The sequence below is a fragment of the Arthrobacter sp. TmT3-37 genome (assembly GCF_054510835.1).
Genome location: NZ_JBTNDU010000011.1, coordinates 16910 through 40643, shown reverse-complemented (window position 1 = coordinate 40643; position 23734 = coordinate 16910). Strand labels below are relative to the sequence as shown.

Sequence of the window (23734 nt, the reverse complement as noted above, 5' to 3'; positions counted from 1 at the left end):
TCGGTACGGGCCCTCCCCGCGCAACCGCGGCAAGTACGCCGTGCATCAGAACGCCCCAACCGGCCGCACGACATGCGGCCACTGGGGCTCTTACCGTCCGAGTTTAGCCGAGCGGCTCCGGGGGCGCCGAAAAATGCCGGGCGTGACGCGAGCGGGAGCTCCGCGAGGCCCGTCCGGTCCGGAGGTGGGCGCGTGCACAATAGGGCCATGGACCGCTTCGAAGGACACATCGCCGGCATCGGCACCGCCTCGGGCACCCGGCTGGTGATCGGCCGGTGGGACACCTCCCCCTTCGAGGCGTTCACCGACGTCATGCTGGAGGACGCCGCGGGACACCGCACGCTGATCGCGCCCACACAGGAGATCGCGGACTACGTCGGATCGACCTACACGTTCGACGACGTCGTGCTCTCGCCGGTCACCTCGACCCTGACGGCCGACCGGCTCGTCGTCGAGGGCGGCGGTCTGCGGGTGGTCGCCGGAATCGGCGCGGTCACGCTCCTCGGGCGCCTGCTGGGGATCGTCCCGCGGCCCCTGGCCACTCATCCCCGCTGGCTCGCGCTCATCAATCCCGTGGCGTCGCTCCTGGTGAAGGGCATCGCCACGGCCGGCTCGGCAGGACACGGGCGCACCGAGTACTACGGCGTGACCTCCGCGCGGGCCGTCTCCGGGGCGACGGCCACCTGGCGGGACGCGGATCTCGGCACCCTCGCACCCGTGAGCCCCCCGGTGCGGTTCGGCTTCAGCTCCGCCCCGCCGCGCCCGCAGGTGGTGTCGGTCACGACGACGATCCGCCACCCGGAGCACTGATCACCGGGACGGGCCGGTCCTGGGCCCCGGCGGTGTCCGTCCGCCGGTAGCCGGGGGCACCTCACCGGTTCCGGCGGCGAACCGCCCGCTGCGCCCGGCCGCCGTCAGCTGCCAGGCGGCGGCATGCCACACCGTAGTGGGGCCAGTAGCGGAGCCCGGCCGGCAGCAGGGGGGCCGCATGCCGGACGGCCCGGCGGATCACCGCGAAGGCGATCCGGTCCCGACGCCGCCACGGCAGTCCGTAGGCCTCGCGCAGCGCGGGAGGGAGGATCCCGGCGGCGAGCAGGGCGGGCACCGGGCGGAGTGGAGGCGGCACGATCGGCGGATCCGGAGCGAGGATCTGCTGCGCGATCGAGCGGGCGGCACCGCCGACGTCGAGGGTGGTACGGACCTGGTGGTCGAAGTAGCTCCGGAGGCCGCGGTAGTCGGCGGGCAGGAGCGCGTCCGGGACACCGAACACGTGCCCGAGCCGGGTCATGTCCCGGTAGTACGCATCCCGCTCCTCGGGCCCGACGGGCCGGAGGAAGACCTCCGTGACCTCGATGGCGGTCCATGCCAGGGTGGCGAACACCCAGAGGGCCAGGTCCGGGTCGTTCGCGCTGTACCGGGTCCCCGCGGGCAGCGAGGAACTGGCGGTGGGCAGCGTGCCCTGGACGGTCTCGTGCCTCCTGGCCACGTGGGCGGCGGCGGCGCGGACCTGCGCGTCGTCGCCGAACGTGACGGTCAGGACGGCGTCGAGGGTGCCGCGGAGCCGCTGGAGGGGATCGGTCGCGAAGCCGCTGTGGGCGCGGACGCCCTCCGCGACGAGGGGGTGCGCCACCTGCAGCAGGAGCGCAGCCGGTCCACCGGCCAGGACGGTCCGCTCCCGCGCGATCCGCCACGCGGTCGACCCCGGGCCGTACAGACCGGCGTCCCCCGGCGCGCCCGGCCCGGGCGCGGCGGGCAGGAACCTGCCGCGTCCCCTCATGCATCGTCCTCTCCGGGCACGGACATCGCGGCCCCCGCGTCCGCCCCGGGCTCGTCCGCGACCCACTCGAGCAGGTCCCCGGGCTGGCACTGCAGGACCCTGCACATCGCCTCGAGTGTGCTGAAGCGGACGGCCTTGGCCCGTCCGTTCTTGAGCACCGCCACATTGGCGGGTGTCAGTCCGATCCGCTCCGCGAACTCGCCCACGCTCATCTTCCGCCGGGCGAGTTCGACGTCGATCCGCACCACGATGGGCATCAGATGACCTCGTCGAGTTCGGTGCGCAGCTGCCGTGCCTCGGTGTCGCGTGCCACCGCCTGCGCGAGCAGTGCCCGCAGCACGAGCACGATCAGCGCCACGGCAGCGATCATGACGGCCACTCCCCCGATGAGCAGCACGACGCCGGGCGCCACGGCCTCACCGGGCGCGAGCGCGATCCCGAGCCCCACCGTGAGCAGGCTCGCGGCGGCGAAGGCACCGATGACGATGTTCACGAGCCGGAAGGCGTCCGAGGAGAACACCGTTCCCCGCCGCACCATCGTCAGCAGCCCCCAGACGCAGACCACGGCCACCTGGAGTGCGAGGATCCCGAGCACCGTCAGGACCACGAGCGGGGTCCGGATCAGGGCGACGTCGGGATCGGCTCCGTCGAGGTCGATGCCCAGGAGCGAGAGCATCACCACCTGGATGAAGACGGAACCCGCGAACATCATGCACAGCACGACCCGCAGAGCGAGGACGGTGATTCTTCCCATGACGACTCCTTGTACTGTTTGTCAGCACAAAGCTATCGTTAACCGATAGATAGCACAAGGCGTACGATCGGTCGGTACACGTCTCGCTGTGACGTCCGAGGTCATGACGCACCCCCGGCCACGGCGGGCCGGGGACCGTCCGCGGACCTGCCGTCAGATCGAGTAGTCCGAGCCCGGATTCGTCGCGTCGAGGTAGTCCCGCACCGCATTCTGCGGCACGCGATAGGACCGGCCGAACCGGATGCTGTTGATCGTTCCGGACTGCACCAGGCGGTAGACCGTCATCTTCGAGACCCGCATCATGGCCGCGACCTCCGCGACCGTGTACAACTGACCCGTACTTACGCTTGTGGACATTCCAGCCCCCACTTCCAATCGCCTCACCACGGTATGTGGAGCTTTTAACTCTGGTCGCGTGCGCCACTTCTGCACAAGGAATTGGACTACTTGTTAACCGGACCCGATTAACGAGTAGTCGGGTCTAGGAGGCACCCGGACCGAGGCCCTCCCGGCGGAAAAAGGAAGAACGGGGTCCGCCATGGCGGACCCCGTTCTTCCCGTTCCGGGCCGGACGTCAGTTCGCGAGCTGCGCGCTGGCCTCCGGGTCCGACTCCCTGAGGAACACCGCGATCCGCTCGGCTTCCTCGATCTCGCCGATGGACGCGGCAGCACGGCCCAGCGCGTAGAGGGCGCGGAGGAAGCCACGGTTCGGCTCGTGCGAGTACGGGATGGGGCCGGCGCCACGCCAGCCGCTGCGTCGCAGCGCGTCGAGGCCGCGATGGTACCCGGTGCGGGCATAGGCGTAGGACTCGATGGTCCGGCCCTCCGCGTACGCCTCATCCGCGAGGATCGCCCAGACGAGCGACGACGTCGGATGCTTGGCCGCCAGGTCCACGGCCTCGTCACCGGCCGCGAGGCGCCCGACGACGGCGGGCTCCTCCGGCAGGAGCGTGGGCTCGGGGCCCATCAGGTTCTTCCGGAACTCGTCGGACACTAGAGCTTCTTCCCGGCCGACCCGAGCGACGCGGCGGCCTCGACGACGCGGGCCGCGAGGCCGGCCTCGGCCGAGGCGCCCCAGACGCGGGGGTCGTAGGTCTTCTTGTTGCCGACCTCGCCGTCGACCTTCAGGACGCCGTCGTAGTTGCGGAGCATGTGGTCGGCGACCGGGCGGGTGAACGCGTACTGGGTGTCGGTATCGATGTTCATCTTGATGACGCCATAGGAGACGGCGTCGGCGATCTCCTGGTCGGAGGATCCCGAACCGCCGTGGAAGACGAGGTCGAAGGGCTTGTCCTTGCCGATCTTCCGGCCCACCTGGTCCTGGATGTCCTTGAGGATCTCGGGCCGCAGCTTCACGCCACCGGGCTTGTACACCCCGTGCACGTTGCCGAAGGTGAGCGCCGTGATGTAGCGGCCGTGCTCCCCGGCGCCGAGGGCGTCGATGGTGGCCAGGGCGTCCTCGACCGTGGTGTAGAGCTTGTCGTTGATGGCGTTCTCGACGCCGTCCTCCTCGCCACCCACGGTGCCGATCTCCACCTCGAGGATGATCTTCGCCGCAGCCGCGCGCGGCAGGATCTCGCGGGCGATCCGCAGGTTCTCCTCGAGGGTCTCGGCCGAGCCGTCCCACATGTGCGAGTTGAAGATCGGGTCGCGGCCGTTCTTCACGGCGTCCTCGGACGCGGCGAGGAGGGGCAGCACGAAGTCGTCCAGCTTGTCCTTGGGGCAGTGGTCCGTGTGGAGCGCGATGTTGACGTCGTACTTCTTCGCCACTTCCTTCGCGAAGGCCGCGAAACCGAGCGAACCGGCGACCATGTCCTTGACGCTCGCGCCGGACCAGTAGGCGGCGCCGCCCGTGGAGACCTGCACGATGCCGTCGGACCCTGCCTCCGCGAAGCCGCGCATGGCCGCGTTGAGCGTCTGGGAGGAGGTCACGTTCACAGCCGGGAATGCGAAACCGCCCGCCTTCGCGCGGTCGATCATCTCGGCGTAAACATCAGGTGTGGCAATAGGCATGCTGAGGACTCCTTAGTGGTGGGAAGTGCTTGCTTCATCCTAGCGAGCGGACCTGCCGGGCGCAGGGGATCCCGACGCCGGATGACGACGGCCCGGACCGGTCGCGACGCCGGGAACCAGGGCCGCGGCCCGCGGTGCCAGGGCGTCGCGGGCCGGGCGTGCTACGGGGTGCGCCCGGACCCGGCGGGTACCGGCGGTGGTGGCCGCCGGGTCAGGCGTGCTGCCCGAACACGTGCCGCCGCACCCAGCCGTGCATGGCGATCGCGGCGGCCGCCGAGGCGTTGATGGAGCGCGTGGACCCGAACTGGGCGATGGAGAGCGTCGCCTCGGCGGCCTCGTGCACCTCCGGCGTGAGGCCCGGGCCCTCCTGGCCGAACACGAGCACGCAGTTCTCGGGCAGGTCGTAGGTCTCGAGCGGCACCGAGTCGGGGAAGTTGTCGATCCCGATCACCGCCAGTCCCTCCGCCGCGGCCCACTCCGTGAAGTCGGCCACCGTGGGGTGGTGGCGCACGTGCTGGTAGCGGTCGGTGACCATGGCGCCGCGCCGGTTCCACCGCCGTCGCCCGATGATGTGGACCTCCCTGGCGAGGAACGCGTTGGCGGTGCGCACGACGGAGCCGATGTTGAGGTCGTGCTGCCAGTTCTCGATCGCGACGTGGAAGCCGTGGCGGCGCTCGTCGAGGTCCGCCACGATCGCCTCGTGCTTCCAGTACCGGTACGCGTCGACGACGTTGCGGGTGTCCCCGCCCGCCAGCAGGTCACGGTCCCAGTGGTCGCCGTCGGGCCACTCGCCCTCCCACGGACCGACGCCGACGGGACCGCCCGGGGCTCCGTCCGCGGTCACGGCGTCGACGGCGGGCTCGGGCAGGGGTTCTGTCACCCTCCCAGCGTAGTCGGCGCGAAAGGTGGAAGACTGGCACCGGCAGGTCCCCGAACGCCCCCTCTGGAAGGACGCCCATGCGCGAGAACGAACACATCGAGTGCTGGCTCACCGACATGGACGGTGTGCTGGTGCACGAGAACCAGGCCATCCCCGGTGCGGCCGAGCTGATCGAGCGATGGGTGGCCACCTCGAAGCGGTTCCTCGTCCTGACCAACAACTCGATCTACACGCCGCGCGATCTGGCCGCGCGGCTGAAGGCCTCCGGGCTCGAGATCCCCGAGGAGAACCTCTGGACCTCGGCGCTGGCCACCGCGCAGTTCCTGCGCGACCAGCTGCCAGGCGGACGGGCGTACGTGATCGGCGAGGCGGGACTGACGACGGCCCTGCACGAGGCGGGCTTCGTGCTCACCGACACGAACCCCGACTACGTGGTGCTCGGCGAGACCCGCACCTACTCGTTCGAGGCGATCACCAAGGCCGTGCGCCTGATCCTCGACGGCGCCCGCTTCATCGCCACGAACCCGGACGTGACCGGGCCCTCGAAGGAGGGCCCGCTGCCGGCGACGGGCGCCATCGCTGCCATGATCACGGCGGCGACGAGCCGGGACCCCTACATCGTGGGCAAGCCGAACCCCATGATGTTCCGCTCGGCGATGAACCAGATCGACGCGCACTCGGAGACGACGGCGATGATCGGCGACCGCATGGACACCGACATCATCGCCGGCATGGAAGCGGGCCTGCACACGGTCCTGGTGCTCAGTGGTATCACGCAGCCGGAGGACATCGAGGCGTTCCCGTTCCGCCCGGCGCAGATCTGCGACTCGGTGGCGGACCTGATCGACCAGGTGTAGAAGCGGCCTAGAAGAGCCGTTTCAGGCCGCCGCCCCGCGGCACGGGGACGTAGTCGCGCTGCACGGCGGAGACGATGCCCTGGTAGATGCCCGGGTTCCACTGCGGGCTCGCGTGCGCCGGCAGCGCCCCCTCCGTCACGTGGTCCGCGGAGACCAGGTTGTCGGGCAGCCCGCGCGCCCACCCGGTCCGAGCACGCGCGTAGTCGACGACGCCGTCGTTCGGGTTCCCGGTGAACACCACCTTCGTCTCCCCGAGGGAGAGCCGGAACCGCGAGACGTCGAAGTGGTAGATGTACGAGGACTCGGACTGGATGAGCTCGCTGCTGGGTGCCAGGGGTGAGAGCTGCTCGAGCGTCTGGTCCACGATCTGGCTCCACGTGCGCTCGTTCTTGTGGACGATCCGCTCGCCGAGCTCGTAGGTGCCCCGCACGCTGATCGGCACACGCACCCCCGCCTCGTACAGCAGCACCACGCCGTCGAACATGCGCTGGTCCTGGACGTCGAAGCGGCTCGACGGCGAGGAGTCCAGCAGCACGAGCTCCACCGGGATGCCGCGGTCGCGCAGCCGGGCGGCCACCTCGACCGCCACCATTCCGCCGAAGCTGTGGCCGTAGAAGTAGAGCCTCTCGAGCCGGAAGTTCTCCACGTAGCGGTTCATCGTGGCGACGATGTTGTTGATGTCGAGCCCGCGGTTGGAGTAGCCCATCACGGCCATCTGCGCGCGCCGGGACAGGGCCGGGCGCAGCGAGTTGAGGATCCAGAGCCCTTCCTCCCAGCTGGTCTTGTACCCGGGGAAGAGGACCCAGCGGTCGTCCGGGAAGCGCGCGCGTGCATCGTCGTCGTCGAGCGGCAGGATGCGGGTCAGCTCGCGCTGGGACTGGATGACGCGGGTGAAGGCGAGATCCGCCGTCGCTACCGCCGCAGCGGCCGACCCGATGAGGAAGGACCGGCGGGAGGACTCGCGGAAGTCCCGCGCACCGCGCAGGGCTGCCCGGACGCCGTCGTGCTCCATGCGCCGCTCCGTGCCGTGGTCGCGGTCCCCGTCAGGCGAGGCCCAGTTCGTCCTTGCCGAACGCGAAGAGGTAGGGCACACCCGCCTCGGACTCGATGCGCTCCTTCGATCCCGTGCTGCGGTCCACGATGACGGCGACGGCCCGGACGTCCCCGCCGGCCCGCCGGACGCCTTCGACGGCGGTCAGCGCGGAGCCGCCGGTGGTGGAGGTGTCCTCCAGGACGACGACGGGACGCCCGGACACGTCGGGTCCCTCCACCTGGCGGCCCATGCCGTGCGTCTTCTGGGTCTTGCGCACCACGAACGCGTCGATCGGCCGGCCCGCCCGCCCTGCCGCGTGCATCACGGCGGTGCCGACCGGGTCCGCGCCCATCGTGAGGCCGCCGGCGGCCTCGAAGGCGATGCCGGCGTCGTCGAGCAGCTGGAGCATGACGCGGCCCACGAGGGCGGATGCCTCGTGGTGCAGCGTGATCCGGCGGAGGTCGATGTAGTAGTCGGCCTCGACGCCGCTGGAGAGCGTGACGCGCTCGTGCACGACGGCGAGTTCCCGGATGAGCTCGAGGAGCCTGGTGCGGTCGGTGGTCTGCGCGGAGGTCTCGGCGGTCATGCGGCCAGTCTATCGAGAGGCCGGGGGCGCCCCCGTCACCCCGCCGCGCCCACCGCGACACTGCGGCCTCCCGCGCCCCGCGTCGGAGCCCCGCCACCGACCGGTTCCGGCCGGCGGGGTACGCTGCGGACCGGGTAGCCGGATCGGGTCAGCCCGCCAGGCGTGCGCCGGCGGCGTCGATCGCCTCCGGGGAGAGCACATGGGAGATCGCCAGCACCGCGGCGCCCGCCACACCCGCGCTCTGCCCGGACACCGAGGGGACGATCCGCAGGTGCTCCGTCGCCAGCGGCAGCGAGCGCTTGTAGACGATCTCGCGGACGCCCGCCAGCAGGTGTTCGCCGGCCTGGGCGAGGGACCCGCCGATGACGACCACCGACGGATTGATCAGGTTGACGCAGGTCGCCAGGACGTCCCCGATGTCCCGTCCGGCCTGCCGGATCGCCTGCAGTGCGGTGGCGTCACCGGAGCGGACCAGCTCGATGACGTCCCGGCTGCCCGTGAGGGGGACCTGCGCCGACTCGTTGAGGGCCGCGGCCAGCGCGGGCCCGCCGGCCAGTGCCTCGAGGCACCCGGTGTTGCCGCACCTGCAGAGCCGGTCGCTCGCCCTCGGGACGCGGACGTGGCCGAGATCGCCCGCGGTGCCCTGCGCCCCGCGCTGGAGGACACCGCCGGAGATGATCCCTGCGCCGATGCCGGTGGCCACCTTGATGAACATCAGGTCGGTGGTGTCGGGCCAGTTGGCGCTCTGCTCGCCCAGCGCCATGATGTTGACGTCGTTGTCCACGAGCACCGGGACGTCGAAGCTGCCCTGGACCAGCCCGGGCACGTCGAACCGGTCCCAGCCCGGCATGATCGGGGGATTGATGGGCCGGCCCGTGTCGTGTTCCACCGGACCGGGCAGGCCGATCCCGATGGCTGCGAGCTCCGCGGGCGCGCGGTCCGCCCCCCGGAGGAGCCGGTCGACGGCCGAGATCAGCCAGCCCAGGACGGCGACCGGTCCGTCGGCGATGCTGAGGTCCTGGCGTTCCCGGCCCAGTTCCGTGCCCGCGAGATCCGTGAGGATGACGATGGCGTGGGTCGCTCCGAGGTCCGCCCCGACGACGACGCGGGCGGCCGGGTTGAGTGCGAACAGCGAGGGCGGCCGGCCTCCCGTGGACGCCGCTCCACCGGTCGGCGACACGAGGCCCAGCGCCATGAGGGTGTCCACCCGTGCGGCGACCGTGGAGCGCGCCAGCCCGGTGATCTGCGCGAGTTCGGCCCGGGTCCGCGGCCTGCCGTCCCTGAGCACCTGGAAGATCTCACTGGCTCCCGTGGGCGGAGGGCCGAGGAGCCGCTGGCGGGGCCCGCCATGGCTCGTCGGCGCCGCGTGGGGCAGGGGAAGGGACACCTTTCCAGTAAAGCACGCACCCCTTTCCCGAGTCTGTAGCCGTCTTTTGCATGTTGCTCGACAGAAGTGGGGACGCCGTGTCACAGTAGGCGCGTGGACGACGACGTCAGCACCAGCGGGGCACCGGCTCCGATCCTGCATGTCTCGGGACTCTCGAAGAGTTTCTTCGGGGTACCCGTCCTCCAGGACGCAGCCCTCGAGCTCTTCCCCGGCGAGGTCCACGGACTCGTGGGCGAGAACGGCGCCGGGAAATCGACGCTCATGAAGCTGCTCGCAGGCGTGTACGTCCGCGACTCGGGACGCATCGAACTCGACGGGCAACCGGTGGACTTCACGCACCCTGTGCAGGCGCACCGCGCCGGGCTGTCCACGGTCTTCCAGGAGTTCAACCTGCTGCCCGAGCGGACCGTCGCACAGAACATCTACCTCGGCCGGGAACCGCGGAAGGGACTCCTCGTCGACCGCCGGGCCATGAACCAGCGCACCGCGGAACTGCTGGAGGACCTCGGCATCACGACCATCCGGCCGACGGCGTCGGTCAGCTCGCTCTCGGTGGCGCAGCAGCAGATCGTCGAGATCGCGAAGGCCGTGAGCTACGACGCCAGGATCATCTCGATGGACGAGCCCACCGCGGCTCTCGCCGGACCGGAGGTCGAGCTCCTCTACGGCATCATCGACCGCCTGCGGAAGCGGGGCACGGCCATCCTCTACGTGTCCCACCGGTTGAAGGAGATCTTCGACCTGTGTGACACCATCACGGTGCTCAAGGACGGGCGGATCGTCACCTCGTCCCCCGCGGCCGAGCTCGACGACGCCTCACTGGTCCGCGCCATGGTGGGCCGGCCCATCTCGGCCTACTTCCCCGAGGCGCTGCCGGGCACCGCCGTCGGGGAACCGCTGCTGGAGATCAGCGGCGGCGGCAACGACCAGCTCGACGACGTCGGCCTGTCCCTCCGCGCGGGGGAGATCGTCGGGGTCGCGGGTCTCCAGGGATCGGGTCGGACGGAGCTGGTCGAGGCGATCTTCGGTGCGGAGGGCTTCACGCGCGGCGCGATGACGGTCGAAGGCAGGACCTACCGGCCGCGCTCGCCGAGGGACGCCATCCGCCACCGCGTCGCGCTCATCACGGAGGACCGCAAGGCGCAGGGGCTCAGCCTCAACCAGTCCATCCTCGACAACGCGCTCAGCGTGGTGCGCTCGGTCCATCCCCGGCGCACCGCTGCAGCCCGTCGGGATGCACCGGGGGTGTTCTCGTCGCTGGAGGTCGTCGCCCGCGACCTCGACCAGGAAGTGCAGTTCCTCTCCGGCGGCAACCAGCAGAAAGTCGTCCTCGCCAAATGGCTGGCTATCGATCCCCTGGTCGTCCTGCTCGACGAGCCGACGCGCGGGATCGACGTCGGGGCGAAGGTCGCCGTCTACTCCCTGATGCGCCAGCTGGCGCGGGAAGGCAGGGCCATCCTCATGGTCTCGAGCGAACTGCCCGAGGTACTCGGGATGTCCGACCGCGTGATCGTGCTGCGGGACGGGCGCATCGCCGGGGAACTACCGCCCGGAGCGTCGGAGGAACAGGTGCTGCGCCTCGCCACCGGTGCCCGCGAGGTGCGGTCATGAGGCGCCTGAGCTCGACGAACATCGTCTACCTCGTGGCGCTGGTGACCGTCGTCGCGGGAATCGTCCTCGTGGGTTCCACCGGCCGGAGCTTCTTCAGCACCGGCAACATCTCGGACATCCTGACCGGGACGAGCATCCTCGGGTTCATCGCCATCGGGCAGACACTCGTCATCCTCGTGGGAAGCCTCGACCTCTCCGTCCCCTACGTGATCAGCCTGTCGAGCCTCATCGGAGCCGGCATCATGGCCGATCAGCCGGCGAACATCCTGCCCGCCGTGATCGTGGCGCTCCTCGTCTCCGCCCTGATCGGCCTGGCCAACGGAGCCGTGGTGGCCGGACTGAAGGTGCACGGCTTCATCGCCACCCTCGGCATGGGCCTGATCGTCAGCGGCTACCTCGGGTCCACCTACCAGGGCAGCTCGGGCCAGGCGCCGCTCGCGTTCCGCCTCATCGGGGCCACGGGCATCGGTCCCGTCCCCGTCTCCACGCTCATCATGCTCGCCTGTGCCGCCGTCGTACTGGTCATGCTCAACAGCACGCGGCTCGGGCACGCCATCTACGCCGTCGGGGGTGATGCCTCCGTCGCGAGGATGTCCGGCGTCAGGACCCGGACGCCGGTGCTCGCGGCGCACGTCATCTGCTCCACCCTGGCGGGGCTCGCCGGCCTGCTGCTGGCCGCACGCCTCGGCGTCGGCAGCCCCACCATCGGCTCGCAGGGCGGCTACGACCTGCTGTCGATCGCAGCCGTCGTCCTCGGCGGGACACTGCTCGCGGGCGGCAAGGGCTCCCTCATCGGCACGCTGGGCGGCGTCCTCATCTTCGCCATGCTGGACAACATCATGAGCGTGCTGCAGATCAACCCCTTCCTCAAGGATGTGGTCCGCGGCATCGTGATCGTCGTGTCCGTGGCCGTGTACGCGCGGCGCCGGACCGTCCACCGTCCGGCCCGGTTCGGCCGCGGCCCGGCCCGGCAGGGCGAGGACCGCCCGCCGGCGGGCCCCGGGACACCGCGGCGCAGGCCCGGCGGCCCGGACGGCTCGTCGGCGGGCGAAGGACCGGGCACGCGGAACGAGGTACCGGCATGAACGTGGCCACAGGACGCGCCGTCCTCCAGCAGAACCGCTCCCCCCGCGGCGAGCGCGTCCTGCGCGCGCTGCGCACACCGAGCGGGGCGATCTTCGTCCTCGTCGCCGTCCTCCTGGCGGCCGTCCTGGCGGCGAACCCCTCGTTCGGCGAGCCGGGCTCGCTGATCCGCTTCATTGGCCGCACGGCCCCCATCGCCATCGCGGCGATCGGGCAGTACTTCGTCATCGTCTCCGGCGAGTTCGACCTCTCCATGGGATCGGTGGTCACCGCCCAGGTCATCATCGCCGGCAACCTGGTCGGCGAGGACGAGTCGCGCACCCTCCCAGTCCTGCTCCTGATGATCGCGTTCGGGGCGTTCGTGGGGCTGGTGAACGGCCTCGTCACCACCCTGCTGAAGGTGCCGAGCTTCATCGTGACCCTCGGGACCATGCTCGCGCTGCTCGGCCTGGTGCTGTACTGGACCGGCGGCGCCGCGACCGGCAACCCGGCCGACAGCTTCCGGCAGATCGGCCGTGGCGGTATCCGGGACATCCCCGTCCTCGAGATCCTCCCCTACCCCGTGATCATCCTCGCCGTCACCGCGGCCGCCGCCTTCTGGCTCATGCGCCGGCCCTACGGGCGGACCCTCGTGGCCGTCGGCGACAACGACCGCGCCGCCGCACTGACCGGCGCGCCGGTGTGGTGGGTCCGGACCCGGGCCTTCATGCTGTCCTCCCTCGCGGCGACCGTGGCAGGCGTGATCCTCGTGGGCTATGCGGGGGTCCACCCGTCGGTGGGCCAGGGCTACGAATTCACGGCGATCACCGCCGTCGTCCTCGGCGGGGTGGTGCTGGGCGGCGGTCGCGGCTGGGTGCTGTCCGCTGCCGCCGGCGCGTTCGCCCTCGAACTGCTCTTCACGCTCCTGAACTTCCTCGGCGTCGAATCCACCTGGCGCGACAGCGTGCAGGGCGCCATCATCATCGTCGCCGTCGCCGCGGCGTCCCGGAACTGGCAGCGCAAGCGCAGGGGCGCCAGCACCCGGGCCCATGACCAGCACCGTCCGATAACAGCACCGCAGCCCGCACCGGGCACCAATGAGGGAGGAACATGATGCGTGGAAGCATCCTGGGCAAGGTCACGGTGATCGCAGCGACGTCGCTGCTCGCCCTGACCGCCTGCACCACCGACTCGTCCATCGAGAATCCGCCGGCCGCGGAGGAGAGCGCGGTCGCCGAGGAGACCGCCGCCGCGCAACCCAGCGAGGACAGCACGGAATGGTTCGACCAGGCCGTCTACGACGAGCAGGACCAGCAGCGCTCGGCCACCTTCGAGGGCGACCCCGAGCAGCCGTACCTGCAGTACATCGACGGCGAGATGAAGGACACCTCCGCCTTCGCGGCCGAGGGACCGCAGAAGGCGTGCTTCTCCAACGCGTCGATCTCGAACCCGTGGCGGCAGACGGGCTGGATCACCATGAACCAGCAGCTGCAGGTGCTGCAGGACTCCGGCGTCATCTCGGAGATGGAGACGCGTGACGCGCAGGACGACGACAACACGCAGATCGCGGACATCGACTACTTCATCGCCGAGGGGAACTGCGACGCCTTCATCATCTCCCCGAACTCCACGGCGGCCATGACGCCCGCCGTCGAGCGCGCGTGCGAGACCGGCAAGCCCGTGATCGTGTTCGACCGTGGCGTCCAGACCGACTGCGCCGTCACCTTCATCCACCCGATCGGCGGCTTCGCCTGGGGTATCGACACCGCGGAGTTCCTCAGCGAGCGCCTCGGTGAGGGCGACAAGGTGGTGGCCCTGCGGATCCTCCCCGGCGTCGACGTCCTGGAACAGCGCTGGGCCGCGGCCGAGCGCATCTTCGAGGAGAACGGCATCGAGGCGGTCGACTACTTCACCGGTGCCGATCCGGTGGAGATCAAGTCGATCATCTCGGACGAACTCGCCACCGGGGACGTGCAGGGAGTCTGGATGGACGCCGGTGACGGCGCCGTCGCCGCGATCGAGGCGTTCGAGGACGCCGGGGCGGACCTCCCCGTCATGACGGGCGAGGACGAGATGAGCTTCCTGCGCAAGTGGGACGAGACGGGCATCGACGCGCTGGCGCCGGTGTACTCGAACTTCCAGTGGCGCACCCCGCTGCTCGCCCTGGAGAAGATCTTCGCGGGCGAGGAGGTCCCGGCGGAGTGGGTCCTGCCCCAGTCGCCGATCACCGAGGACGAACGCGGTGAGTTCCTGACCGCCAACGAGGGCATGCCGGACGGCCACTACGCCAAGTTCGGCGGAGAGGACCTCCCCGGCTACCCGCAGGTCTGGCAGGACCGCCAGATCCCCTGACGCCCGCCGCACCACCAGGGAACGGAACGGAAGGAGGCAGGACCGTGAACGACGGCATCGCCCGCGCCCTCGGGATCAACACGTGGGTCTGGACATCCCCGCTGACCGACGCGGACCTGCCTCCCCTCCTGCGGAGGATCGCCGGGATGGGTTTCGACGGTGTGGAGCTCCCCCTCGAGAACGCCGGGGACCTCACCGCCCCGGCGCTGCGGGAGATCCTGGCCGAGACCGGCCTGGTACCCACGATCGTCGGGGCGATGGCGCCCGGCCGGGAGCTGGTGGGCGCCCCGGAGGCCACCATCAGGTCGACCCAGCGCTATCTCCAGGACTGCATCGACCTCGCCGCCGCCGTCGGTGCCGCGAGCGTGTGCGGCCCCTTCTACGCGCACACGGGCCGGCTCTGGCGGATGGACGACGACGGACGCTCGGCCGCCTGCGCCGAGCTGCGGGACAACCTCGCTCCCGTGGCCGACCGGGCGGTCGAGGCCGGCGTGGTCCTCGGGATCGAGCCGCTGAACCGGTACGAGACCTCGCTCGTCAACACGGTGGAGCAGGCCCTCGAGATACTGCAGCCGCTGCTCGGGCGGGGCGTGGGACTCGCGCTCGACACCTATCATCTGAATATCGAGGAGAGATCGTCCGCCGATGCCATCCGGGCAGCCGGACCGCACCTGGTCCACCTCCAGGTCTGCGGCAACGACCGCGGTGCGCCTGGCGGGGACCAGACGGACTGGCAGGGCGTGTTCGCCGCCCTCGACGATGTGCAGTACCGCGGACCGCTGAACATCGAGAGCTTCACCGCGCACAACGCGAGCATCGCCACGGCCGCAGCTGTCTGGCGCCCCCTGGCGCCGTCCCAGGACCGGTTGGCGGAGGACGGCCTGGCCTTCCTCCGCCGCACCGATCCATCCCAGTCCCGGGCCGCCCTGGCCCTTCAAGGAGATACACCATGACGACCACCGTGCCGGCTCCCGCCGACGCCGCAGGTTCCCGCACCGCTACCCTGGGCGTCGCCGTCCTCGGCTACTCCTTCATGGGGAAGGCCCACTCGAATGCCTGGCGGAATGTCGGCTCCTTCTACGACTCGCCCGCGATCGAGCAGAAGGTCATCGTCGGGCGGGACGCGGCGCAGGTGGAGGATGCCGCACGCCGGTACGGGTGGCAGGAGAGCACGACGGACTGGCGTTCCGTCCTGGAGCGGGACGACATCCACATCGTCGACATCTGCACGCCGGGCCACCTCCACGCCGAGCAGGCCATCGCTGCGCTGCAGGCCGGCAAGCACGTGCTGCTCGAGAAACCCCTGGCCAACACCGTCGCGGAGGCGGAGGAACTCGCGGCCGTCGCGGCGGCCGCCCGCGACCGCGGCGTCCAGTCGATGGTCGCCTTCAACTACCGCAGGCTGCCCGCCCTCGCACAGGCACGGGCGATGATCGCCGACGGCCGCGTGGGCGACGTGCGGCAGGTCCGCATCAGCTACCTGCAGGACTGGCTCGCGGACGAACGGGCACCGATGACCTGGCGCCTCCGCAGGGAGACCGCCGGCTCGGGCGCGCTCGGCGACCTCGCGTCCCACGCCGTCGACCAGGTCCACTTCCTCCTCGACGCGCAGGTGGTCGGCGTCTCCGGCACCGTGAACACCTTCGTGACGGAGCGGCCGGGGCCGGACGGGCCGGAACCCGTCACGGTCGACGACGCCGCCTGGGCCACCCTGCACACGGCATCGGGTGCCGTCGTCAGCCTGGAGGTCTCCCGCTTCGCCACCGGGCGCAAGAACGCCCTGCAGATCGAGGTGTACGGCTCCCGTGGTGCGCTCCGGTTCGACCTCGAACGGCTCAACGAGCTCGAGTACTTCGCCTCCGACGCCCCCGGCACGGAGCAGGGCTTCGCCCGCATCCTCGTCACCGAGCCGCAGCACCCCTACCTCGACGCCTGGTGGCCGGCGGGGCACACCCTCGGCTGGGACTCCTCGTTCACCAGCCAGGCCGCCGACTTCCTCGACGCCATCCGCAGCAACCGCGCCCCCTCGCCATCGTTCGAGGACGGCCTGAGGGTGCAGCAGGTCCTCGGTGCGCTCGAGGCGAGCGCGGCGAATGCGAGCGCGGTCGTCCGGCCCTGACCGCGCCGACCCACCGCGGTCCCACCGCAGTCCCGCCGCCCGAACCGCCACACCCACCGGACCACCCAGCCAAGGAGCCCGCATGACCCGCAACTTCACCCTGTTCACCGGCCAATGGGCCGATCTCCCCTTCGAGAAGGTCGCCGAGCTCGCCGGCCGGTGGGGCTACGACGGACTGGAGATCGCCGTCTCCGGCGACCACCTCGACGCCTGGCGCTGGGACGACGACGCCTACATCCAGGACCGGCTCGACATCCTCGAGCGCAACGGGCTGAAGGTCTGGGCCATCTCGAACCACCTCAAGGGCCAGGCCGTCTGCGACAACCCCATCGACTTCCGCCACCAGGCGATCGTCGGCCCGAAGGTCTGGGGCGACGGCGACCCGGAGGGCGTGCGCGGGCGGGCCGCGGAGGAGATGAAGCTGACGGCGCGGCTCGCCAGGAAGCTCGGCGTGGACACCGTCGTCGGTTTCACCGGCTCCTCGATCTGGCAGTACGTGGCCATGTTCCCACCGGTCCCCGCGGCCACGATCGAGGCCGGCTACCAGGACTTCGCGGACCGCTGGAACCCGATCCTCGACGTCTTCGACGAGTGCGGGGTCCGCTTCGCCCACGAGGTCCACCCCTCCGAGATCGCCTACGACTACTGGTCTACCCAGCGAACCCTCGAGGCCATCGGGCACCGCCCCGCCTTCGGCCTGAACTGGGATCCGAGCCACTTCCTGTGGCAGCAGATCGATCCGGTGGCCTTCATCTCCGACTTCAAGGACCGGATCTACCACGTGGACTGCAAGGACACGAAGATGCGCATGGGCGGGGGCCGCAACGGCATCCTCTCCTCCCACCTCGCCTGGGGCGACCCGCGCCGCGGCTGGGACTTCGTCTCGACCGGGCGCGGTGACGTGCCCTGGGAGGACAGCTTCCGCGCCCTGACGGCCATCGGCTACACCGGGCCCATCTCCGTGGAATGGGAGGACGCCGGCATGGACCGGCTGCAGGGGGCGCCGGAAGCCCTCGCCTTCCTGAAGCGCTTCGACTTCGCGCCGTCGGAGACATCCTTCGACGCCGCCTTCAGTCAGTAGGGACCTCGCGCCCTTCGCCGCGGCCCTCCCTCCTCTGCCCACCCCGACGCATGTCGGGGTGGGCAGAGTCGTCCGGGGCCTTCGTCGCACCCCGAAAACCCTGTCGTCCTCGGTAAGTCTCAGTGGATGAGACGCGAGAGAGCGCTCTCTTGACGGTGTGACTTCCCGCACATACAGTGGTTCCACATCCCAGAGAGCGCTCTCTCGCCCGTCGGCGTATGTCGCTCACACACACAAAGGAGTGATCGTGGAATTCTCGCGACTCAGGAAAATCACAGCCCTCGCCGGCGTCGCCTCCCTGGCCATCGTGGCCTCGGGCTGCAGCGGAGGAGGGAGCGACGAACCGGCTAGTGCGGACAACCCCGTCAACCTGACCGTCACCACCTTCGGACAGTTCGGCTACGACGATCTGTACGCCGAATACGAAGAGCAGAACCCGGGCGTGACCATCGAGGCGACCAACATCGACGGCAGCGCCAACGCCCGCGTCGACGCGTTCACCAAGCTCGCGGCCGGTTCCGGACTCAGCGACGTCGTGGCCGTCGAGGAGGGCTGGCTCGGCTCCATCATGGAGGTGTCCGACCAGTTCGTTGACCTCAACGAGTACGGTGCCGCGGACATCAAGGACAACTGGGTGGACTGGAAGTTCGAGCAGGGCACCGACCCCGAGGGCCGCGTGATCGGACTCGGCACGGACATCGGGCCCCAGGCACTGTGCTACAACCGGGAGCTCTTCGAGGCAGCGGGACTGCCCACCGACCGTGGAGAGGTCGCCGAACTCTTCGGCGGCGACGACGCCACCTGGGAGACCTACTTCGACCTCGGCCGCCAGTACCACGAGACCACGGGCAAGGCCTGGTACGACCAGTCGGCGTTCGTCTGGAACTCCATGGTGAACCAGATGGACGAGGGCTACTACACGGCCGACGGCGAGCTGAACATCGAGGGCAACGAGGCGATGCGCGCCCAGTTCGACCTCCTCGCTGCCGGCACCGCCGACGGCCTCTCCGCCAACCAGAAGCAGTTCGACTGGGGCAAGGGCAAGGCCTTCGTGGATGGCTCCTTCGCGGTCCACGTCTGCCCCGCCTGGATGCTCGGCACCATCAAGGAGCAGCTCGAAGCAGCCGGTGGCGGCCCCGAGACCGGGTGGGACGTCGCCGACATCTTCCCGGGCGGAGCCTCCAACTGGGGAGGAGCCTTCCTCTCCGTCCCCGAGAGCTCCGAGCACCCCGCCGAGGCCGCCAAGCTCGCCCAGTGGCTGACCGCCCCCGAACAGATGGTCAAGCAGTCCGCAGCCGCGAACAACTTCCCGAGCACCCTGGACGCCCAGGCGGAGATCGTCGAGGCAGCCGTCCCGAACGAGCTCTTCAACGACGCACCGTACGGCGAGATCTTCGCCTCGCGCGCCGAGGGCGTCGTGGCCCAGTTCAAGGGCCCGCAGGACTCGGAGATCCAGGAGAACGTCTTCGCACCGGCCCTGAAGATCCTCGACTCCGGTGAGGGCACAGCCGACGAGGCCTGGAACGAAGCCGTCCAGCTCCTCAACGACCGCGTCGTGAACAACTAGCAGCACCGGCCGCGGGGCCTCCGGCAGCACCGGAGGCCCCCCCTGGAGTCTGGAATCCCATGACCACGACACTGAACCGCCCGGCAGCCAGCAGCCCTGCCCCTGCGAAACCCACGCTCACCTTCCGCCAGCGACTGAACGTCTTCGACATGAAGGCCTCGCCCTACCTCTACATCTCCCCGTTCTTCCTCCTCTTCGCCCTGGTGGGCCTGTTCCCCCTCGGCTACACCTTCTTCGTCTCGCTCTTCGACTGGCACCTGCTCAAGGGGCAGGGCGAGTTCGTGGGCCTGCGCAACTTCCAGGAAGTCCTCCAGGACCGCTTCTTCTGGAACTCGCTGTTCAACACGATGAGCATCTTCCTGCTCTCGACCATCCCGCAGCTGATCGTCGCCACGGCCATCGCGGCCGTGCTGGACCAGAACCTCCGCGCCAGGACGTTCTGGCGCATGAGCATCCTGCTCCCCTACATCGTGACCCCCGTCGCCGTCGCCCTGATCTTCTCGAACCTCTTCGGTGAGCAGTACGGGCTGATCAACAACATCCTGGAGAGCTTCGGGTTCGACCGCATCCTGTGGACGAACGAGACCCTGCCGAGCCACATCGCGATCGCCACCATGGTGAACTGGCGCTGGACCGGTTACAACGCCCTGATCCTGCTGGCAGCCATGCAGTCCGTCCCCCGCGACATCTACGAGTCCGCTGCCATCGACGGTGCCGGAGTGTTCCGCCGCTTCTTCAGCATCACGCTGCCGAGCATCCGGCCCACCATGATCTTCGTGGTCATCACCGCGACGATCGGCGGACTGCAGATCTTCACCGAGCCCCGTCTCTTCGATCCGCGGACCTACGGGGGAACCGCGGCGCAGTTCCAGACCACCGTGCTCTACCTCTACGAGATGGCCTTCCAGCGGCAGAACTTCGGCAAGGCGTCCACCATCGCGTGGCTCCTGTTCCTCATCATCGTGCTGTTCGGCCTCGTGAACTACCTGATCTCACAGAGGATCGCCACCACCGGCGACGGGCGCGGACCGGGCAGGGGTGCCGGCAGCCGCCGACGCCGACGCTCCCCGGCACCCGCCGTCGTCCTCCCCGCAGCGGGCCCCCAGCCGCCGGCACCCGCTGCCGGACCGGCACCCGACCCGGCCGCGGACCCGGCCGGCACCCCAGCAGACACGACACCGAGGAGTGGGCAATGACCGTCACCGAGACGAGGCCGCAGCGACCGCGCGCCTCGAACGACCGGAGCCGTTCCCTCCGACAGGGCTTGCTCGGCAACGGACGGCGGCCCGGGTTCCTGACCTACGGCCTGCTGTTCGCCTTCTTCCTCGCCTCCGCCTATCCGCTCTGGTGGTCGCTCATCATCGGCAGCCGGTCCAACGAGGCCCTCGGCCAGACCTGGCCGCCCCTGTTCCCGGGCGGCAATTTCTGGACGAACGTCGGCGAGGTCTTCGACACCATCCCGTTCTGGCTCGCCCTCGGCAACAGTGTGCTGATCTCGGGCATCATCACGCTGTCGGTCGTCGCATTCTCGACCCTGGCCGGCTACTCGTTCGCGAAGCTCCGCTTCCGGGGACGCACCGGCCTCATGGTCGCGGTGATCGCCACCATGGCCATCCCGACCCAGCTCGGCATCATCCCGCTGTTCATGATGATGCGCACGCTCGGCTGGACCGGTGAGATCGGCGCCGTCGTCATCCCCACGCTCGTGACGGCGTTCGGCGTGTTCTTCATGCGCCAGTACCTCGTGGACGTCATCCCCGACGAGCTCATCGAGTCGGCCCGCATGGACGGAGCATCCATGATCTCCACCTTCTGGCACGTCGCTCTTCCCGCCGCCCGTCCCGCCATGGCGATCCTGGGTCTGTTCACGTTCATGACCGCCTGGACCGACTTCCTCTGGCCGCTGCTCGTGCTCGGTCCCGGCAACCCCACCCTGCAGACGGCGCTCAGCCAGCTGCAGTCGGCGCGGTACGTGGACTACTCGATCGTCCTCGCCGGCGCCGTCCTGGCCACCCTCCCGCTGCTGGTGCTCTTCGTCGTCGCGGGCCGTCAACTCATTTCCGGAATCATGCAAGGAGCAGTGAAGGGCTAATGCCACTCGACGCAACAACCCCGTCCCACCCGTCCTCCCACCCGGCCGCCGCCAGGACCTGGCCCGAGGGCTTCCTCTGGGGCTCCGCCACCGCGGCGGCGCAGGTCGAGGGCGCCAGCCACGAGGGCGGCAAGGAGGACTCCGTCTGGGACGCCTTCGCCCGGGTACCCGGCGCGATCGCGCACGGCGACACCCTGACCGACGCCGTGCAGCACTACCACCGCATGCCCGAGGACGTCCGGATCATGAAGGAACTCGGCCTCGGCTCCTACCGTTTCTCGACGAGCTGGTCCCGGGTCCGGCCCGGCGACCGGGCAGCCAATGCGGAGGGCCTGGACTTCTACTCCCGCCTCGTGGACGAACTCCTCGAGGCCGGGATCCTGCCCTGGCTGACCCTGTACCACTGGGACCTGCCACAGGCCCTGGAGGAGAAGGGCGGCTGGGCGAACCGCGACACCGCCTACCGCTTCGTGGACTACGCCGACGACGTCTACTCGGCCCTCGGGGACCGCGTGGAGCACTGGACGACGTTCAACGAGCCGTTCTGCTCGTCGTTGCTGGGCTACGCGGCGGGCGTCCACGCCCCCGGCCGGCAGGACCCGGCGGCGGCCGTCGCCGCGATCCACCACCAGCACCTCGCCCACGGACTGGTGGTCGGCGAGCTCCGGGGCCGGGGTGCCCAGCACCTCGGGATCACCCTCAACCTCAGCAACTCGATCCCCCGCGACCCGGCGGATCCGATCGACCTCGACGCAGCGCGCCGGTTCGACTCGCTGCAGAACCGGATCTTCCTCGACCCGATCCTCCGCGGGGCGTACCCCGAGGACACCCTCGCCGACCTCGAGCAGTTCGGCATCCGGGACGTCATCCGGCCCGGGGACCTCGAGATCATCGGGGCGCCGATCGATTTCCTCGGCGTGAACCACTACCACGACGACCTCATCAGCGGACACCGGGACGACGAGGGCGGCGACGGCCACTCGGGCGGCGCCACCCGCCCGACGTCGTCGTGCTGGATCGGCTCGGAGGACATCGCCTTCCCGAGCCGCGGGCTGCCGCGCACCGCCATGAACTGGGAGGTCAACCCGGACGGCCTGCGGAAGCTCCTGGTCCGCCTCGGCGAGGAGTACGACACGCTGCCCCCGCTCTACATCACGGAGAACGGCGCGGCGTACGACGACGTCGTGAGCCCGGACGGCGCGGTGCACGACGCCGAACGCACGACGTTCATCCTCGACCACATCGCGTCCGTCGGGCAGGCCATCGACCAGGGAGCGGACGTGCGCGGCTACTTCGTCTGGTCCCTCCTCGACAACTTCGAGTGGTCCTGGGGCTACGGGAAGCGCTTCGGGATCGTCCGGGTGGACTACGACTCGTTCGAGCGGACGGTGAAGGACAGCGGCGTGGCCTATGCCGGCGTGATCTCCGCTGCCACCGCCCCGCGCCTCACCAGGGCGAGCGCCTGACGTAGGCTTCAGCCATACTGTCGAGGCTTCGGAGATGACGATGACACAGGACACAGGCGGGCCCCGGCCGGTCCCCACCCTGGAGATGGTGGCCGCCCTGGCCGGGGTGTCGCGCGCGACCGTGTCCCGTGTCGTCAACGATTCGCCGAGCGTCGACCCGGAGCTCGCGCAGTCCGTGAAGAAGGCCATCCTCGCGCTCGACTACACGCCGAACCGCGCGGCGCGTTCGCTGGCCAAGCGCCGGGCGAACGCCGTCACGCTGATCGTCCCGGAGTCGACGTCGAAGGTGTTCGCGGACCCGTTCTTCGCCTCGGTGGTGCAGGGGATCGCACTCTTCCTCACCGACACGGAGTACACGCTCAACATGGTGATCTCCTCGGAGTCGAAGCCCGAGAAGACGCGCAGCTTCCTCCTCGGCGGGAACGTGGACGGCGTCCTCGTGGTCTCGCACCACAGCGGTGACCACTCCTGGACGCACCTCTCCGGGTCGCTTCCCATGGTCTTCGCCGGGCGCCCCCTGGTGGGCGGCAGGGAGAGCTACTACGTGGAGGTCGACAACGAGCAGGCCGCCTACAGCGCCACCCGGCAGCTGACCGACAGCGGCCGGCGGCACGTGGCCACGATCGCCGGACCGCAGGACATGCCCCCGGGCATCGACCGCCTCGCTGGCTGGCGGACCGCGGTCCGGGAGGCGGGCCTGGCCGAGGGGCTCGTGGAGGTGGGGGACTTCACCCTCGCCTCCGGGGCCCGCGCCATGCACCGCCTCCTCGACCGTGGCACGCCGATCGACGCCGTCTTCGTCGGCAACGACCAGATGGCGGCCGGCGCCTACACGGCCATCCAGGGCAGGGGGCTGCGCATCCCGGAGGACGTCGCCGTCGTCGGGTTCGACGACGACTCCTTCGCCACCTCGGTGACGCCGGCGCTGACCACCGTGCACCACCCGATCATCGAGCTCGGCAAGAAGATGGCCGAGACGCTGGTGAACCTCATCGAGGGGAAACCGGCGGAACGCGTGACGAGGATGCCCACCTCGCTCGTCCTCCGCGATTCCGTCTGACCCCACCTCCCCGACCCACGTCCCGGATCCTCGCGCC

General features: G+C 70.0%; 24 protein-coding genes. 14 read left to right on the top strand and 10 right to left on the bottom strand.

Annotated elements, in window-relative coordinates:
* Positions 1-207 precede the first annotated feature (207 nt).
* Positions 208-810, top strand: a complete 603-nt coding sequence (locus tag ACX80U_RS13525) for a hypothetical protein (protein WP_459268822.1) — start codon at positions 208-210, stop codon at positions 808-810.
* Positions 811-871: 61 nt separating this feature from the next.
* Here the strand turns inward: ACX80U_RS13525 and ACX80U_RS13520 are convergent, their stop codons facing one another.
* From ACX80U_RS13520 to ACX80U_RS13490, 7 genes are all read right to left on the bottom strand, one after another.
* Positions 872-1777 (bottom strand): oxygenase MpaB family protein, encoded by a 906-nt coding sequence (locus tag ACX80U_RS13520; RefSeq protein WP_459268821.1) that lies wholly within the window; start codon positions 1775-1777, stop codon positions 872-874.
* Entirely contained in the window at positions 1774-2034 is a 261-nt protein-coding gene (locus tag ACX80U_RS13515) for a helix-turn-helix domain-containing protein (RefSeq protein ID WP_459268820.1), read from the bottom strand. The genes ACX80U_RS13520 and ACX80U_RS13515 overlap by 4 nt, the downstream gene beginning before the upstream one ends.
* A complete protein-coding gene (locus tag ACX80U_RS13510) occupies positions 2034-2531 on the bottom strand; it encodes a DUF2975 domain-containing protein (protein ID WP_208740474.1) in 498 nt (165 codons plus the stop codon). The genes ACX80U_RS13515 and ACX80U_RS13510 overlap by 1 nt, the downstream gene beginning before the upstream one ends.
* 153 nt (positions 2532-2684) lie before the next feature.
* Positions 2685-2888 (bottom strand): helix-turn-helix domain-containing protein, encoded by a 204-nt coding sequence (locus ACX80U_RS13505; RefSeq protein WP_133080282.1) that lies wholly within the window; start codon positions 2886-2888, stop codon positions 2685-2687.
* Positions 2889-3105: 217 nt separating this feature from the next.
* Positions 3106-3525, bottom strand: a complete 420-nt coding sequence (locus ACX80U_RS13500) for a DUF3151 domain-containing protein (protein WP_133080281.1) — start codon at positions 3523-3525, stop codon at positions 3106-3108.
* Positions 3525-4544, bottom strand: coding sequence for a class II fructose-bisphosphate aldolase (gene fbaA, locus ACX80U_RS13495; RefSeq protein ID WP_133080280.1), 1020 nt, complete (start codon positions 4542-4544; stop codon positions 3525-3527). The genes ACX80U_RS13500 and fbaA overlap by 1 nt, the downstream gene beginning before the upstream one ends.
* Before the next feature lie 211 nt (positions 4545-4755).
* Entirely contained in the window at positions 4756-5412 is a 657-nt protein-coding gene (locus tag ACX80U_RS13490; protein ID WP_459268869.1) for a TrmH family RNA methyltransferase, read from the bottom strand.
* An 89-nt stretch (positions 5413-5501) separates the two neighbouring features.
* Here ACX80U_RS13490 and ACX80U_RS13485 point away from each other — a divergent pair, with 89 nt between their 5' ends.
* The gene (locus ACX80U_RS13485; protein ID WP_459268819.1) at positions 5502-6281 is read left to right on the top strand and encodes an HAD-IIA family hydrolase; all 780 of its coding nucleotides are present in this window, start codon (positions 5502-5504) and stop codon (positions 6279-6281) included.
* Positions 6282-6288: 7 nt separating this feature from the next.
* On the opposite strand, the gene ACX80U_RS13480 is transcribed toward ACX80U_RS13485, so the two are convergent.
* From ACX80U_RS13480 to ACX80U_RS13470, 3 genes are all read right to left on the bottom strand, one after another.
* Positions 6289-7293 (bottom strand): thioesterase domain-containing protein, encoded by a 1005-nt coding sequence (locus tag ACX80U_RS13480; RefSeq protein ID WP_208740472.1) that lies wholly within the window; start codon positions 7291-7293, stop codon positions 6289-6291.
* A 31-nt stretch (positions 7294-7324) separates the two neighbouring features.
* Positions 7325-7900 carry an orotate phosphoribosyltransferase gene (gene pyrE / locus ACX80U_RS13475; protein ID WP_459268818.1) on the bottom strand — a complete coding sequence of 192 codons (576 nt, stop codon included), beginning with the start codon at positions 7898-7900 and terminating at the stop codon, positions 7325-7327.
* 148 nt (positions 7901-8048) lie between these two features.
* Positions 8049-9197, bottom strand: coding sequence for an ROK family transcriptional regulator (locus tag ACX80U_RS13470; RefSeq protein ID WP_459268868.1), 1149 nt, complete (start codon positions 9195-9197; stop codon positions 8049-8051).
* A 183-nt stretch (positions 9198-9380) separates the two neighbouring features.
* Between ACX80U_RS13470 and ACX80U_RS13465 the strand changes: the two genes are divergently transcribed.
* The 12 genes from ACX80U_RS13465 (at position 9381) to ACX80U_RS13410 (ending at position 23697) form a co-directional block, all read left to right on the top strand.
* Positions 9381-10898 carry a sugar ABC transporter ATP-binding protein gene (locus tag ACX80U_RS13465; protein ID WP_208740162.1) on the top strand — a complete coding sequence of 506 codons (1518 nt, stop codon included), beginning with the start codon at positions 9381-9383 and terminating at the stop codon, positions 10896-10898.
* Positions 10895-11983 carry an ABC transporter permease subunit gene (locus ACX80U_RS13460; RefSeq protein ID WP_133080274.1) on the top strand — a complete coding sequence of 363 codons (1089 nt, stop codon included), beginning with the start codon at positions 10895-10897 and terminating at the stop codon, positions 11981-11983. The genes ACX80U_RS13465 and ACX80U_RS13460 overlap by 4 nt, the downstream gene beginning before the upstream one ends.
* Positions 11980-13074 (top strand): ABC transporter permease, encoded by a 1095-nt coding sequence (locus ACX80U_RS13455; protein WP_459268817.1) that lies wholly within the window; start codon positions 11980-11982, stop codon positions 13072-13074. Before ACX80U_RS13460 ends, ACX80U_RS13455 begins: the two co-directional genes overlap by 4 nt.
* Positions 13074-14312 carry a substrate-binding domain-containing protein gene (locus ACX80U_RS13450; RefSeq protein ID WP_133080488.1) on the top strand — a complete coding sequence of 413 codons (1239 nt, stop codon included), beginning with the start codon at positions 13074-13076 and terminating at the stop codon, positions 14310-14312. The genes ACX80U_RS13455 and ACX80U_RS13450 overlap by 1 nt, the downstream gene beginning before the upstream one ends.
* Positions 14313-14356: 44 nt before the next feature.
* Complete coding sequence (locus ACX80U_RS13445) at positions 14357-15265, top strand: sugar phosphate isomerase/epimerase family protein (RefSeq protein WP_459268816.1); 909 nt, start codon at positions 14357-14359, stop codon at positions 15263-15265.
* A complete protein-coding gene (locus ACX80U_RS13440; RefSeq protein ID WP_133080272.1) occupies positions 15262-16431 on the top strand; it encodes a Gfo/Idh/MocA family protein in 1170 nt (389 codons plus the stop codon). The genes ACX80U_RS13445 and ACX80U_RS13440 overlap by 4 nt, the downstream gene beginning before the upstream one ends.
* 82 nt (positions 16432-16513) lie before the next feature.
* Positions 16514-17512, top strand: coding sequence for a sugar phosphate isomerase/epimerase family protein (locus ACX80U_RS13435; RefSeq protein WP_459268815.1), 999 nt, complete (start codon positions 16514-16516; stop codon positions 17510-17512).
* 247 nt (positions 17513-17759) lie between these two features.
* A complete protein-coding gene (locus tag ACX80U_RS13430; RefSeq protein ID WP_133080270.1) occupies positions 17760-19079 on the top strand; it encodes an extracellular solute-binding protein in 1320 nt (439 codons plus the stop codon).
* Positions 19080-19138: 59 nt separating this feature from the next.
* Complete coding sequence (locus tag ACX80U_RS13425; RefSeq protein WP_459268814.1) at positions 19139-20275, top strand: carbohydrate ABC transporter permease; 1137 nt, start codon at positions 19139-19141, stop codon at positions 20273-20275.
* Positions 20272-21171 carry a carbohydrate ABC transporter permease gene (locus ACX80U_RS13420; RefSeq protein ID WP_133080268.1) on the top strand — a complete coding sequence of 300 codons (900 nt, stop codon included), beginning with the start codon at positions 20272-20274 and terminating at the stop codon, positions 21169-21171. The genes ACX80U_RS13425 and ACX80U_RS13420 overlap by 4 nt, the downstream gene beginning before the upstream one ends.
* Complete coding sequence (locus ACX80U_RS13415; protein WP_459268813.1) at positions 21171-22637, top strand: GH1 family beta-glucosidase; 1467 nt, start codon at positions 21171-21173, stop codon at positions 22635-22637. Before ACX80U_RS13420 ends, ACX80U_RS13415 begins: the two co-directional genes overlap by 1 nt.
* Positions 22638-22677: 40 nt before the next feature.
* On the top strand, positions 22678-23697 hold the full coding sequence (locus ACX80U_RS13410) for a LacI family DNA-binding transcriptional regulator (protein ID WP_459268812.1): 1020 nt from the start codon (positions 22678-22680) through the stop codon (positions 23695-23697).
* Positions 23698-23734 lie beyond the last annotated feature (37 nt).

Bases quoted from the DNA above. Each gene is read 5' to 3' on its own strand.
- ACX80U_RS13420 (WP_133080268.1), top strand. From the start codon at position 20,272: ATGACCGTCACCGAGACGAGGCCGCAGCGACCGCGCGCCTCGAACGAC.
- ACX80U_RS13520 (WP_459268821.1), bottom strand. From the start codon at position 1,777: ATGAGGGGACGCGGCAGGTTCCTGCCCGCCGCGCCCGGGCCGGGCGCG.
- ACX80U_RS13505 (WP_133080282.1), bottom strand. From the start codon at position 2,888: ATGTCCACAAGCGTAAGTACGGGTCAGTTGTACACGGTCGCGGAGGTC.
- ACX80U_RS13415 (WP_459268813.1), top strand. From the start codon at position 21,171: ATGCCACTCGACGCAACAACCCCGTCCCACCCGTCCTCCCACCCGGCC.
- ACX80U_RS13525 (WP_459268822.1), top strand. From the start codon at position 208: ATGGACCGCTTCGAAGGACACATCGCCGGCATCGGCACCGCCTCGGGC.
- ACX80U_RS13450 (WP_133080488.1), top strand. From the start codon at position 13,074: ATGCGTGGAAGCATCCTGGGCAAGGTCACGGTGATCGCAGCGACGTCG.
- fbaA (WP_133080280.1), bottom strand. From the start codon at position 4,544: ATGCCTATTGCCACACCTGATGTTTACGCCGAGATGATCGACCGCGCG.
- ACX80U_RS13480 (WP_208740472.1), bottom strand. From the start codon at position 7,293: ATGGAGCACGACGGCGTCCGGGCAGCCCTGCGCGGTGCGCGGGACTTC.
- ACX80U_RS13485 (WP_459268819.1), top strand. From the start codon at position 5,502: ATGCGCGAGAACGAACACATCGAGTGCTGGCTCACCGACATGGACGGT.
- pyrE (WP_459268818.1), bottom strand. From the start codon at position 7,900: ATGACCGCCGAGACCTCCGCGCAGACCACCGACCGCACCAGGCTCCTC.
- ACX80U_RS13410 (WP_459268812.1), top strand. From the start codon at position 22,678: ATGACACAGGACACAGGCGGGCCCCGGCCGGTCCCCACCCTGGAGATG.
- ACX80U_RS13515 (WP_459268820.1), bottom strand. From the start codon at position 2,034: ATGCCCATCGTGGTGCGGATCGACGTCGAACTCGCCCGGCGGAAGATG.
- ACX80U_RS13435 (WP_459268815.1), top strand. From the start codon at position 16,514: ATGACCCGCAACTTCACCCTGTTCACCGGCCAATGGGCCGATCTCCCC.
- ACX80U_RS13510 (WP_208740474.1), bottom strand. From the start codon at position 2,531: ATGGGAAGAATCACCGTCCTCGCTCTGCGGGTCGTGCTGTGCATGATG.
- ACX80U_RS13425 (WP_459268814.1), top strand. From the start codon at position 19,139: ATGACCACGACACTGAACCGCCCGGCAGCCAGCAGCCCTGCCCCTGCG.
- ACX80U_RS13455 (WP_459268817.1), top strand. From the start codon at position 11,980: ATGAACGTGGCCACAGGACGCGCCGTCCTCCAGCAGAACCGCTCCCCC.
- ACX80U_RS13440 (WP_133080272.1), top strand. From the start codon at position 15,262: ATGACGACCACCGTGCCGGCTCCCGCCGACGCCGCAGGTTCCCGCACC.
- ACX80U_RS13460 (WP_133080274.1), top strand. From the start codon at position 10,895: ATGAGGCGCCTGAGCTCGACGAACATCGTCTACCTCGTGGCGCTGGTG.